Source organism: Streptomyces sp. DH10, assembly GCF_029813805.1.
GTDB lineage: Bacteria > Actinomycetota > Actinomycetes > Streptomycetales > Streptomycetaceae > Streptomyces > Streptomyces coeruleofuscus.
The window spans coordinates 598249-611073 of the sequence record NZ_JARVKU010000001.1; the positions used below are offsets into that span (position 1 = coordinate 598249).

Annotated in this window: 12 protein-coding genes and 2 pseudogenes; 11 read left to right on the forward strand and 3 right to left on the reverse strand. The window is 71.1% G+C overall.

Annotated features, from left to right (window positions below):
- The first annotated feature begins 13 nt into the window (after positions 1–13).
- Positions 14–250, forward strand: a complete 237-nt coding sequence (locus QC385_RS02545; protein WP_279539582.1) for a DUF6213 family protein — start codon at positions 14–16, stop codon at positions 248–250.
- 75 nt (positions 251–325) lie between these two features.
- On the opposite strand, the gene QC385_RS02550 is transcribed toward QC385_RS02545, so the two are convergent.
- Positions 326–994 carry a transcriptional regulator gene (locus QC385_RS02550; RefSeq protein WP_279539583.1) on the reverse strand — a complete coding sequence of 223 codons (669 nt, stop codon included), beginning with the start codon at positions 992–994 and terminating at the stop codon, positions 326–328.
- A 114-nt stretch (positions 995–1108) separates the two neighbouring features.
- Here QC385_RS02550 and QC385_RS02555 point away from each other — a divergent pair.
- A pseudogene (locus tag QC385_RS02555) lies at positions 1109–1523 on the forward strand (cytochrome P450); the annotation flags it as partial.
- A gap of 7 nt (positions 1524–1530) precedes the next feature.
- A pseudogene (locus QC385_RS02560) lies at positions 1531–2053 on the forward strand (cupin domain-containing protein).
- 115 nt (positions 2054–2168) lie between these two features.
- Here the strand turns inward: QC385_RS02560 and QC385_RS02565 are convergent.
- Positions 2169–3395, reverse strand: a complete 1227-nt coding sequence (locus tag QC385_RS02565; protein WP_279539584.1) for an acyl-CoA dehydrogenase family protein — start codon at positions 3393–3395, stop codon at positions 2169–2171.
- A 173-nt stretch (positions 3396–3568) separates the two neighbouring features.
- On the opposite strand from QC385_RS02565, the gene QC385_RS02570 reads away from it, so the two are divergent.
- Positions 3569–4213, forward strand: a complete 645-nt coding sequence (locus QC385_RS02570) for a TetR family transcriptional regulator (RefSeq protein WP_279539585.1) — start codon at positions 3569–3571, stop codon at positions 4211–4213.
- Positions 4214–4300: 87 nt separating this feature from the next.
- On the opposite strand, the gene def is transcribed toward QC385_RS02570, so the two are convergent.
- Positions 4301–4849, reverse strand: coding sequence for a peptide deformylase (gene def / locus QC385_RS02575; protein ID WP_279539586.1), 549 nt, complete (start codon positions 4847–4849; stop codon positions 4301–4303).
- A gap of 159 nt (positions 4850–5008) precedes the next feature.
- Between def and QC385_RS02580 the strand changes: the two genes are divergently transcribed.
- From QC385_RS02580 to QC385_RS02610, 7 genes are all read left to right on the forward strand, one after another.
- Complete coding sequence (locus QC385_RS02580; protein ID WP_086558789.1) at positions 5009–6247, forward strand: MurT ligase domain-containing protein; 1239 nt, start codon at positions 5009–5011, stop codon at positions 6245–6247.
- Between the two features lie 23 nt (positions 6248–6270).
- Positions 6271–6999 carry a type 1 glutamine amidotransferase gene (locus QC385_RS02585; protein WP_150479444.1) on the forward strand — a complete coding sequence of 243 codons (729 nt, stop codon included), beginning with the start codon at positions 6271–6273 and terminating at the stop codon, positions 6997–6999.
- A 194-nt stretch (positions 7000–7193) separates the two neighbouring features.
- Positions 7194–8219, forward strand: coding sequence for a 6-phosphofructokinase (locus QC385_RS02590; RefSeq protein WP_150479445.1), 1026 nt, complete (start codon positions 7194–7196; stop codon positions 8217–8219).
- Positions 8220–8335: 116 nt separating this feature from the next.
- Positions 8336–9286 carry a cytochrome c oxidase assembly protein gene (locus tag QC385_RS02595; RefSeq protein ID WP_279539587.1) on the forward strand — a complete coding sequence of 317 codons (951 nt, stop codon included), beginning with the start codon at positions 8336–8338 and terminating at the stop codon, positions 9284–9286.
- 121 nt (positions 9287–9407) lie between these two features.
- Complete coding sequence (locus QC385_RS02600) at positions 9408–10757, forward strand: PASTA domain-containing protein (protein ID WP_279539588.1); 1350 nt, start codon at positions 9408–9410, stop codon at positions 10755–10757.
- A 33-nt stretch (positions 10758–10790) separates the two neighbouring features.
- Entirely contained in the window at positions 10791–12632 is a 1842-nt protein-coding gene (locus tag QC385_RS02605) for a serine/threonine-protein kinase (protein WP_279539589.1), read from the forward strand.
- Positions 12633–12645: 13 nt separating this feature from the next.
- Positions 12646–12825, forward strand: coding sequence for a hypothetical protein (locus QC385_RS02610; RefSeq protein WP_010041043.1), 180 nt, complete (start codon positions 12646–12648; stop codon positions 12823–12825).

Here is a 12825-nt window from a genome sequence, read left to right on the forward strand (position 1 = left end):
TACGATCCCGTCTGTGAACCGCGAAGTGACTCTGCCCCTGATCGTCGACGACCGCGGGACCTTGCAGGTGGCTGCGGCCGATGTCAGCAAGCTGTTGCGGACGGTGGGGGGTCGATGGGTGCGGCTTGTCGAGAGCGGGGAGTCCGGGCTCGACGAGGACACGGTCGCTGCGTTGACGATCGAGCTGGCGAAGCTGGCCGACCGTATTGATGTGGCTTGCATTGCGCACAGCAGTGGGGGTGCGACGTAGTTGCGGCGTGTGCGGGTGCATTGTGGCTGGTCGCGCCCACGTGGCGGAGCCGCAAGTCGACACAGCCCCGCGCCCCTAAGAGGGCAGATCCCCCAGCGTGGACCAGAACATCGCCTCGTATGTCTGAAGTAGGCGGCCGTATGCGTGAGCTCGTGTCTCGTCGAGGCGGCCGGCGTTCAGGGCCGCCTGCACCACCGCCGTCGCCATCCCGTCCAGCGCCGCGGACGGCTCCGCGAAGAAGTCGAAGAAGGCGCACGCCTCGTCCGTGAAGCCGTAACGCTCGCGCAGCGCGGTGGCGATCGTCGCGCAATAGCCGCCCCACGCGGAGAAGTTGGCGGTCAGGGCCAGGACGACGTCCGCCGGTGAGGCGTTGAGGGCCAGCCAGGCGACATACGCCGGGTAGGCCTGGCAGCCGGGCAACGGCTCGTACGACGCCTCCCGCGCCTCGTCCACACCGCAGGTCCGTGCGAAGACCACCAGCCGCTCACCGGCCAGCGCCTCGCCCTCCGCGAGTGTCCTGAAGAAGGCCGCCGCCTCCGGGTCGGTCGTCGCGGAGCGATCCGCCAGGTGCAGGAACGCGCGGCGGTCCGCGGGGATCACCCAGGACTGCTCCAGGGCGAGCGCGGCGAGAGCGGAGCGAGGTGCCGTGCCGTCGGCGATCCGGGGGACCAAAGGGTTGGACCGTGGGTCCGGAGCGAGGCTCGCGGTGGTCGTCCTCAGCAGGTCCCGGGCCGGGTGCGTCATCGCGTCCTCCGTCGTGGGGGTGTCGGGACGAGCCTGGCACGGCGTCCCCGATACGGAGTAGTCCCGCGCGAGACCGGCGCCCCACCGGGCCGCTCCACCCCGCGCGCCGTGAACGCGGCGGCCACTCCGTTCCCCATCGCGGTGATCTGCGAGCTGATGGGCGTCCCGGCCGCCGACCGGCAGGGCATGCACACCTGGACCCAGCTGATCCTTTCCTCCTTGCACGGCGCCGAGCTCAGCGAGAAGGCGAAGCAGGAGATGGGCGCCTACTTCTCCGACCTGATCGGGCTGCGCGAGGGCAGCACCGGCGAGGACGTCACTTCTCCCGCAACCCGAACCCCCATGTGTCCTTCGGCTTCGGCCCGCACTACTGCCCCGGCGGCATGCTGGCCCGGCTGGAGTCCGAACTCCTGGTCGACGCGCTCCTCGACGGCGTCCCCGGGCTGCGGCTCGCCGTCCCCGCCGAGGAGGTGCCGTTCAGGAAGGGCGCGCTGATCCGCGGCCCGAGGCCCTGCCCGTGACGTGGTGAGCCGGCGATGACGGCGACGGAAGGACTGCTCGTCCCCCCGGGCCACGGCCGGGTCGTGGAGGCCCCCGCCCAGCGCGTGACCTTCAAGGTGACCGGCACGCACTCCCGCATGGCCTCCACCTTCGAGGTGGTCGTGCCCCCCGGGCTTCGACGTCGGCGCCCATGTGCACACGCGCAGCGAGGAGTTGTTCTACGTGCTCGAAGGCGAGCTGGACGTCCTCGCCTTCGAGCCGCGCGTCCGCACCCCAGACAACTGGCAGAAGTGGGAGTCCGGGTCGGGCAGCCGGGTGGTACGCGCGACACCGGGAACGGTGATCGTCGTACCCCCGGGCTGCCCGCACGCGTTCGCCAATCCGACGGACGGTCCCGCGAAGATGTTCTTCCAGGCGACCCCGCCGCCGGATCACGAGCGCTACTTCGAGGAACTGCTGGAGATCCTCGGCAACGGCGGCCCTCCGGACCACGCGGCCATCGCGGAACTCCGCGCCCGCTACGACATCGAACAGCTGACCCCGCTCCGGCACCGGTGAGCCCGGTCCGGCCACCACGGCCGGGCCGGGCTCCCGGAGGACACGGAGGCCCGGCCGTGACGCGGCGAAAGCGGACTGGAACCGCTGACCCTGGTCGCCAACCACCTACCGCCGGTTACCGGATCGTCATGCCCGACAGCGTCCGCGCGATCACCAGGCGCTGGATCTCGCTGGTGCCTTCGAAGATCGTGTAGATCGCCGCGTCCCGGTGCATCCGCTCCACCGGGTACTCCCGCGTGTAGCCGTTGCCGCCCAGGATCTGGACCGCCTGGGCCGTCACCTTCTTGGCCGTCTCGCTCGCGAACAGCTTGGACATCGAGCCCTCGGCCGCCGTGAACGGCCTGCCGTTGACGGCCATCCAGGAGGCGCGCCAGACCAGGAGCCGGGCCGCGTCGATGGACGTGCGCATGTCCGCGAGCTGGAACGCCACACCCTGGTTGTCGATGATCGGCCGCCCGAACTGCTCCCGGGTCTTGGCGTAGTCGAGGGCGACCTCGTACGCGGCCCGGGCGGTGCCGACCGCCATGGCGCCGACCGCCGGGCGGGACGCCTCGAACGTGGCCATCGCCGCGTTCTTCACGCGCTCCCCGCCCTGCCTGGCCTTCTCCCGTGCCCGGGCGAGCCGCTCGTCCAGCTTCTCCTTGCCGCCGAGCAGGCAGGAGCCGGGGACGCGCACGTTGTCCAGGATGACCTCGGCGGTGTGCGAGGCGCGGATGCCGTGCTTCTTGAACTTCTGGCCCTGGGACAGGCCCTCGGTGCCCGGCGGGATGATGAAGGAGGCGTGGCCCTTGGAGCCGAGCTCCGCGTCGACCACCGCGACCACGACATGGACGTTGGCGATACCGCCGTTGGTCGCCCAGGTCTTGGTGCCGTTGATCACCCACTCGTCCTTGGCCTCGTCGTACACGGCCCGGGTGCGCATGGAGGCCACGTCGGAGCCGGCGTCGGGCTCGGAGGAGCAGAAGGCGGCGACCTTGACGTCGTTGGCGTCGCCGTACATCTGCGGGATCCAGGTGCCGATCTGCTCCTCGGTGCCGTTGGCGAGGACGCCGACGGCGGCGAGACCGGTACCGACGATGGACAGGGCGATGCCCGCGTCGCCCCAGAACAGCTCCTCCATGGCCATGGGTATGCCGAGGCCGGTGGGGTCGAAGTACTGCTGGGCGTAGAAGTCCAGGGAGTAGATGCCGACCTTGGCGGCCTCCTGGATGACCGGCCAGGGAGTCTCCTCACGCTCGTCCCATTCGGCGGCCGCGGGACGGATCACATCGGCCGCGAAGCCGTGCAACCAGTCCCGGACCTCCTTCTGTTCGTCGTTGAGCTCCATCGTGAACTCGGCCATGTCGGTCCCCTCCAGCGGCACACGTGCATGTTACTTGCGGTAACACCAGTCTGTTACCGGCGGGTAGTCCGCGTCAACTCCTACCGACCGGTCGGCACCCGTTCGATGTCTGGGGCATCTTTGAGTGTTAGTTTGCGCAGGCGTCATCGAAACAGCACGGGTGGGGAGAGCACATGGACACCACGCAGCGGACCGAGCAGCAACGGTCCGCCGACCGCCGACGGCGTGAGCTGCTGGAAGCCGCCGACCGAGTGGTGCTGCGCGACGGTCCGCAGGCCTCGATGAACGCGATCGCGGCGGAGGCCGGTATCACCAAGCCGATCCTCTACCGGCACTTCGGCGACAAGGGCGGACTATACGCCGCCCTCGCCAAACGGCACACGGACGCGCTGCTCGACTCGCTCCGGGCGGCGCTGGACGCTCCCGCGGAGCGGCGCGAGCGGGTCGAGGCGACGCTGGACACGTACCTCGCCGCGATCGAGGCGCGGCCCCAGGTGTACCGGTTCCTGATGCATCCCGCGGAGGGGGGCCAGCCGGGGGATCAGGGTTTCGATGTCGGCAAGCACAGTGCGCCGTTGCTGCGGCGGATGGGCGAGGAACTCGCCCAGGTCATCGAGGAGCGGCTGGATCTCGGGCCGGGCGGGCAGCAGCTGGCGCGGGTGTGGGGGCACGGGATCGTCGGCATGATGCATGCCGCCGGAGACTGGTGGCTGGGGGAACGACCCTGCTCCCGTGCGGAGTTGGTGCGGAGTCTGGCTGATCTGTTGTGGGGGCGTCTTGCGGCTGCGGGGGATCGGGTGGGGGGTCCCGGGTTCTGACCGTCGCGTGTCGTGTGCGGACCGGTGGGGGCTGGTCGCGCCCACGCGGCGGGAGCCGCACATGGGACACAGCCCCGCGCCCCTGGGTTACTCACCCACTCGGCACCATGAAGCCCTGGCCACCTTGCGCATCAGTCTGCGGTGGCGCCAGCCCTTGAGGTGGTCCGCGTAGATGCGGCCCTCCAAGTGGTCGCACTCGTGCTGGAGGCAGCGGGCGAAGAAGCCCGTGCCGTGGACGGTGACCGGCTCTCCGGTCATCGTGAAGCCCTCGACCACCGCGTGGTCGTAACGTTCCGTGGCCGCTTCCAGGCCCGGTAGGGACAGGCAGCCCTCCGGGCCCCGGATCACCACTCCGTCCGCCTCGACCAGGCGCGGGTTGACCATGTGGCCGAGGTGCCGGACGTCCTCGTCGTCGGGGCAGTCGTAGACGAAGACCCGCAGCGGCTCGCCGATCTGGTTGGCGGCGAGGCCGACGCCCCGGGCGGCGTACATGGTTGCGAACAAGTCCTCCACGAGGCGGGCCAGTTCGGGGCCGAACTCGGTGACCTCCGCACAGGGTGCGTGCAGGAGCGGGTCTCCGTGCAGGGTGAGGGGTCTCACGTGGCCGTGGGCGCCGGGGATGGGGCTGTTTCGCATGGCGGCAAGAGTAAGGTCCCTGTCGTTCCGCGCGTCCCACACGAGTTCACCACAGTGCCTCGGTTCGGGAGTGCTAATGGATCTCGATAGGCTGAGGTCCACACCACGTGGCCGTCAGGCTTCAAGGCGCGGCGCGTACGCAAGGAGGATCGAGAACTGATGGCAGGCAACTCGGACCCGCTCTCGCCGCGGGCCAAGCTGGCCGTGACCGCGGGCAAGGCGGTCGCGGCGGCATCCCGCGCCGCGGGGCGCGGCAGCGGTTCGGTGATCGGCGGCCGGGTGGCACTCAAGCTCGACCCCGACCTCCTCGCCCGGCTCGCGCAGAACCTGGACGTGATCCTGGTCTCGGCGACGAACGGCAAGACCACGACCACCCGGCTCATCGCCGAGGCCCTGCGCGCGGCGGGACCGGTCGTCTCCAACGCGCTCGGCGCCAACATGCCGGCCGGCATCACCTCGGCACTCGCGGGCAGCTCGGACGCCCGGTACGGCGTCATCGAGGTCGACGAGAAGTACCTCGCCGGCGTCGCCCGGGACACCGCGCCGAAGTGCATCGCGCTGCTCAACCTCTCCCGCGACCAGCTCGACCGCGCCGCCGAGACCCGCATGCTCGCCGAGAACTGGCGGGAGGGACTCGCCGGTTCCAAGGCCGTGGTCGTGGCCAACTGCGACGATCCGCTGGTGGTGTGGGCGGCGTCGTCCTCCCCCAACGTGATCTGGGTCGCCGCCGGGCAGATGTGGAAGGACGACGCCTGGTCCTGCCCGTCGTGCGGCGGCGTGATGCAGCGCCCGGGCGACGACTGGTACTGCGGTGAGTGCGGCTTCCGCCGTCCGACGCCGAGCTGGGCGCTCTCCGGCGACCACGTCCTGGACCCGCACGGCTCCGCGTGGCCGATCCACCTCCAGCTGCCCGGCCGCGCCAACAAGGCCAACGCCGCCTCCTCGGCCGCCGTCGCCGCCGTGTTCGGCGTGCCGCCGCAGGTCGCGCTGGAGCGCATGTACCAGGTACAGGCGGTCGCCGGGCGGTACGACGTCGTCCAGTTCCAGGGCCGTGACCTCAGGCTCCTCCTCGCGAAGAACCCGGCCGGCTGGCTGGAGACGTTCTCCCTGATCGATCCGCCGCCCGCCCCGGTCATCCTGTCCGTGAACGCGCGCTCCGCCGACGGCACCGACACCTCCTGGCTGTGGGACGTCGACTACACGCGTCTGACCGGCCACCCGATCTGCGTCGTCGGCGACCGGCGGCTGGACCTCGCGGTGCGCCTGGAAGTCGCCGACCAGCACTTCCAGGTGTACGAGAACCTCGACCAGGCCGTGGCCGCGTGCCCGCCGGGCCGGATCGAGGTCATCGCCAACTACACGGCGTTCCAGGACCTGCGCCGCCGGGTCGGCAACTGAGCACGAGACGTCAGGGGACTTTTGTGAGCGACAACCAACTGCGGGTCGTCTGGATCTATCCCGACCTGCTCAGCACCTACGGCGACCAGGGCAACGTCCTCGTCGTGCAGCGCCGGGCCCAGCAGCGCGGCCTGGACGTGGCGCGCCTGGACGTGCGCAGTGACCAGGCGATCCCGACCTCCGGCGACATCTACCTGATCGGCGGCGGCGAGGACCGGCCGCAGCGGCTCGCGGCCGAGCGGCTGCGCCGGGACGGCGGACTGACCCGGGCCGTGGAGAACGGCGCCATCGTGTTCTCCGTGTGCGCCGGCTACCAGATCCTCGGCCACGAGTTCATCAACGACCTCGGCCAGCGCGAGCCCGGCCTCGGCCTGCTGGACGTGGTGTCCGTGCGCGGCGAGGGCGCGCGGTGCGTCGGTGACGTGCTGGGCGACATCGACCCGCGCCTCGGTCTGCCCCCGCTGACCGGCTTCGAGAACCACCAGGGCGTCACCCACCTCGGCCCCACGGCCCGCCCGCTCGCCCGGGTGCGCTTCGGCAACGGCAACGGCACGGGCGACGGCACGGAGGGCGCGTTCAACGACACCGTCTTCGGCACGTACATGCACGGCCCGGTGCTCGCGCGCAACCCGCTGATCGCGGACCTGCTGCTGAAGCTGGCCCTCGACGTCAACGCGCTGCCGCCGACCGACGACCGCTGGTACGAGGCACTTCGCAACGAGCGCATCGCCGCCGCGCAGCAGCCCGCCTGACCAGCAGCGGGTGTGGAGCGCGCGTCAATCTGCTGGTCAACAGCCCGTCTGACGGCACATCCGCACAGGTGAGCGGGGTCGTCCAGCAGGCGGACGCGTGCTTCGGTCCGGCCCCTCGATGCCGCTAGGGTGGCGGGGATTCGAGCCGGACAACGTGGTCCGGTCCCGGCCCACGTTGAGAAGGTTTTCGGGCTATGCGCATTGGTGTCCTCACGTCCGGCGGCGACTGCCCCGGCCTGAACGCCGTCATCCGGTCCGTCGTGCACCGCGCCGTCGTCGACCACGGCGACGAGGTCATCGGCTTCCGGGACGGCTGGAAGGGCCTTCTGGAGTGCGACTACCTCAAGCTCGACCTCGACGCGGTGGGTGGCATCCTCGCCCGCGGCGGCACGATTCTGGGGTCCTCCCGGGTCCAGCCCTCCCATCTGCGGGACGGTGTGGAGCGGGCCAAGGGCCATGTCGAGGAGCTCGGCCTCGACGCGATCATCCCGATCGGCGGCGAGGGCACGCTCAAGGCCGCGCGGCTGATGTCGGACAGCGGTCTGCCCGTCGTGGGTGTGCCGAAGACGATCGACAACGACATCGCGGTCACGGACGTCACTTTCGGCTTCGACACGGCCGTCGGAGTGGCGACCGAGGCCCTGGACCGGCTGAAGACCACCGCCGAGTCCCACCAGCGGGTTCTGGTGGTCGAGGTCATGGGCCGGCACACCGGCTGGATCGCGCTGCACTCCGGCATGGCGGCCGGCGCGCACGCCATCGTCGTACCCGAGCGCCCCTTCGACATAGAGGAGTTGACCCGGCGGGTCGGCGAGCGGTTCGAGGCGGGCAAGCGCTTCGCGATCGTGGTGGCGGCGGAGGGGGCCAAGCCCCGGGCCGGGACCATGGAGTTCGACGAGGGCGGCAAGGACATCTACGGGCACGAGCGGTTCGCCGGGATCGCCCGTCAGCTGTCGGTCGAGCTGGAGGGACGGCTCGGCAAGGAGGCCAGGCCGGTGATCCTCGGCCATGTGCAGCGCGGTGGCACGCCGACCGCCTACGACCGGGTGCTGGCCACGCGGTTCGGGTGGCACGCGGTGGAGGCCGTGCACCGGGGCGAGTTCGGGCAGATGACCGCGCTGCGGGGCACCGACATCGTGATGGTGTCGTTGGCCGAGGCCGTGGAGACGCTGAAGACCGTGCCGGAGGATCGGTACGCCGAGGCGGAGTGCGTTCTCTGAGTTCCCCGCGCCCCTGAGGACGTCTTACCGCCCCCGGTCACCTGTGTGGCCGGGGGCGGTTCTACTCTTGGGGCGGACAGATTGCTGCACACCCCCACGAAACAGGAGCCGGCGGTATGGATCACAGCGGGCACGGCATGACCATGGATCTGCCGCCGTTCACGCTGGGACGAGGGCTGGAGTGGTCGGCCGACCCGTTCTTCCTCATCGCCTGCCTGGCCGGGCTGGCGCTGTACGGGTGGGGTGTCGTGCGGCTGGTGCGGCGCGGGGACAAGTGGCCGGTGGGGCGGACGGTCGCCTTCGTCACCGGCGTGCTGAGCATCATGCTGGTGATGTGCACCCAGCTGAACGACTACGGCATGGTCATGTTCAGCGTGCACATGGTGCAGCACATGGTGATCAGCATGGTCTCGCCGATCCTGATCCTGCTCGGGGCGCCGATCACGCTGGCGCTGCGCGCGCTGCCGACGGCGGGACGGGGCCGCAAGGGGCCCCGTGAGCTGCTGCTGATGTTCCTGCACAGCCACTACATGCGGATCGTCACCCACCCCGCGTTCACGATCCCGCTGTTCATCGCCAGCCTGTACGGGCTGTACTTCACACCGCTGTTCGACTTCCTGATGGGCTCCAAGCCGGGGCACATCGCGATGATGGTCCACTTCCTCGCCGTCGGCCTGGTGTTCTTCTGGCCGATCATGGGCGTGGACCCGGGCCCGCACCGGCCGGGCTATCTGATGCGGATGCTGGAGCTGTTCGCGGGCATGCCGTTCCACGCGTTCTTCGGGATCGCGCTGATGATGGCGTCCGAGCCGATGGTCGAGACGTTCAAGAACCCGCCCGCCTCGCTCGGCATCGAGGCACTGTCCGACCAGAACGCGGCGGGCGGCATCGCCTGGGCGTTCAGCGAGATCCCGTCCGTGCTGGTGCTGGTCGCGCTGCTGTTCCAGTGGTACGCCTCGGACCAGCGGCAGGCCAGGCGCGAGGACCGGGCGGCCGACCGGAACGGGGACAAGGAACTCGAGGCGTACAACGCCTATTTGAGCTCGCTGCACGCACGCGGGAACTGACTTTTCCCACGCCCCAAAGCACCCGTTCACTCTCGCTCTGCTCTTTCTCCACAACGCGGCTGAATAGCTTTTTCCTTCAGTAGCATGAAACACGTCGGGGGAACCGCAGGGGGGAGCGGTGATGCGGAGACTCGCTGTCCTGGTCGCTTTTCTGTTCGCTCTCGGGGGGTGCGATTCGGGCAGGTCCTTGTTCGAGGTGAAGGCGGTCGCCGCGGGAGTTCCGTCGCCGGCGCCCTTCTTCGCCGAGGACAGTGGGCTCGGCCGGGACGCCCGGGTGCGGTCGCGAGCCGTGCCGGGCGGCCTCCAGCAGGGGGACACGCCGGGGCTGTACGGAGGGACGAAGCAGCCGGGGATCTGTGACGTCGAGCGGCTGAAGCGGTTCCTCACCGCGCCGCGCAACGGTCGCAAGGCGCGGGTGTGGGCGGCCGCCCTCGATCTGCGTGCGGACGAGATTCCGGGATATCTCGACCGGCTCACGCCGGTTCTCCTGCGTCACGACACGCTCGCGTTGAACCACGACTACAAAAAGGGAAAGGCTGTTCCCTTCCGCGCTTTGCTCCAGGCGGGAATCGCGATTCTCGTCGACGAGCAGGGACTTCCGTCGGTCAAATGTTCGTGCGGAAATCCGCTGCGGCCCTTCGAGGGCGACACGAGCCGGATATCCGTCACGTTCGGGGACGGCAACGAGAAGTGGCAGGGCTACGACCGTGCCGAGGTGGTGGTCGTACGGCCCGCTCCCCGGAAGCTGGAGCGCATCACCCTCGTCGACGTCCAGGACTCCGGCCGGGGCATCGAGCGGCCCGTCGGCACGACCGGTGCAGCCGACGCCGACTTCGACGCGACGGAGCGGCGGGCCGTGCCGCCCCTCGCCGGGACGACGTTCGGGGAGGCGAGCCGGCGGCTGGCCGAGGCGGGACTGGCGGTCGCGTTCCGCGGTGGGGAGCCGCCTCCCGACCGTGCGCGGGTCGTCGCGTCCGACCCGGGCGCGGGGACCGAGCTGCGGTTCGGGGCGTATGTGACGCTGAGCCTGGCGGCGGAGTCGCGGACGGAGGGGCGTACGCCGACACCATCGCCCTCGGCGTCCTCCACTCCCCCTTCCGCCTCCAGGCCTCCGACCAGTACCGGGACCCCTCCGAGGAGTACCGGGCCCGGGCCTTCGCGTCAGCCCTCGTCGAGGGCACCGTCCGGCTCCGTGCCGCCCCCGTCGAGCGCCGCGCCCAGGAGCAGCGCACCGCCGACGGCGACCGGCTCACCGCCGCGGGGCACCAGCTCCCCTCCCCCGGCCACCACCAGCTCCCCTCCCAGCGGCGAACCTGTCACGAGCAGCGCGGCGCCGCCGATGAGCAGCGCACCGCCGCCCGTGAGCAGCACGCCCGCGTCCACCGCCCCAGCGACGACCCCGCCTGCGACGACCGCCCCCGTGCCCACCGCTCCGGCGACCACCCCGCCCGCCCCGAGCGCCACCGTCTAGCACCGCACCCCCGCCGAACCCGGGAGTCACCGGATGTCCTCAGGATCACCGACGTCGGGAGTGGGCCGGATCGTCGCCGGCCGCTACCTGCTGCTGCGCCGGCTCGGCAGCGGCGGCATGGGGCACGTCTGGCTCGCCCACGACCAGAGACTCGCATGCGAGGTCGCGCTGAAGGAGATCGTGTTCCGCGACCCGGCCGAGGCCGGGAACGAGCGGGAGGCGCGGGTCGCGAGGGCCCGTGCGGAGGCCCGGCACGCGGCCGGGCTGCGCGGACACCCGCATGTGGTGACGGTCCACGACGTGCTGGAGCACGAGGGGCTGCCGTGGATCGTCATGGAGTACGTGACCGGCGCCGTGGACCTGCGGGAGCTGGTGACCCGGCGCGGACCGCTCGCTCCGGCCGAGTGCGCCCGCGTCGGTCTCGCCGTACTGGACGCGCTGACCGCGGGGCACGAGCGGGGCGTGATGCACCGGGACGTGAAGCCGGCGAACATCCTGCTCGCGCCGGACCGCGCGGGTTCTCCGTACGGGCGGGTGCTGCTCGCCGACTACGGCATCTCCGTGCAGCCGGACGCCGGTGAGACGCGGTACACGATGGCGTCCGCGCTGGTCGGCACGGCGGGGTATCTGGCGCCGGAGCGGGCGTCCGGCGGTGCGCCTACGCCGGGCGCCGACCTGTTCTCGCTGGGCTGCACCCTGTACTTCGGTGTCGAGGGCCGCGGCCCCTTCGAGCGGGACTCGCACCTGGCCGCACTCACCGCCGTGGTCATGGAGGACCCGTTGCCCCCGTTACGGGCCGGGGCTCTGGAGCCCCTGCTGCGCGGGCTGCTCGCCAAGGATCCTCAGCTGCGGATGACCGCGCAGGAGGCGGAGGCCGGGCTGTCGGCCCTCGTCACGCCCCAGTCGGACGCCTACGAGCGGACCCGGACCGATCCCGGATCGCCGTCACCGTGGGAGACGCCGCCCGTGCCGGCGACCGGGCCGGACGGTCTCGGGCCCGTGATCGCCGCGTCCGGCGGCTCCGCGCCCGTCGGGGTCCCGTCCGGTGCTCGGCGACGGCGGCGCTCCCCCGCCCTCCGGGCCGTCGCCGCCTGCGGGCTCGGGCTGGTCCTGGCGCTCGGCGGCGTCTGGTACGCACTGGCCGACCGGGCGGGCGGCGGGACGGCGGCACCGTACGGCGAGGCCGTCGGGCTGGCGAAGCCGCTCGCGGACGGGGACTGTGTCCTCGCCGACTGGCCGGGCGGGACCCGGTTCACCGGCACGCCCCGGCTCTCCCTGGACCCGACCTGCCGGGACGAGGGGCCCGACGGGCAGGTGGTGGCGTTCGTCGGGGCGACCTCGGCGGAGGAGGCACGGAAGCTGGGACCGGCCCGGTGCGAGGAGCGGACCCGGGAGCTGCGGGACCGGCTCGCCGACGTCCGCGGCCACGCCGTGGTGCCGAGCGGCACCGGGTTCGAGTCGGCGGGTCGGCGCACCGCCTGCCTGGTCCTCGGCGCGCACGGGCCGCTGTACGGGCCGCTCGGAGAGCGACGTAGGTTCGGTACGGCGTTCGCCGACACCGCGACCATGCAGAAGCGCGACTGCCTGGACGTCCGTTCGAACCGGGAGGCGCGGTTGGTCCCGTGTGGCGGACGGTACGACCAGCAGGTGCTCGGGTTCACCCGACTGGGCGCCGATGTGACGCTCGCCGAGGCGCGGACCTCGTCGGACGCCGCGTGCGCCCGGGACGTGGCGCCGCAGGACTACGGCTTCGATCCGTCCGTCTACGAATCCGGTTCCTGGACCAGTGACGGACCCTGGAAATCCGGTACTCATGTCGTCGTCTGCACTGTCAGGAGGCAGAACGGGGGCACCATGGGGGGAACAGAACCATGAGGAGGGTGTTGCGATGCCCGGTTCCACGAACGGTTCGAACGCGACGAAGACCATGGGAGTCGTCACCGTCGGCGGCCTCGTCCTGGTGACGGCCTACACGGTGGCGCTCGGCAGCAACGGCTGGCTGTGGTTCGGCTGGGTCGTGCTGGGCCTGATCACCCTCGGGATGGTGGTCACCACGAAGAGCACCTGA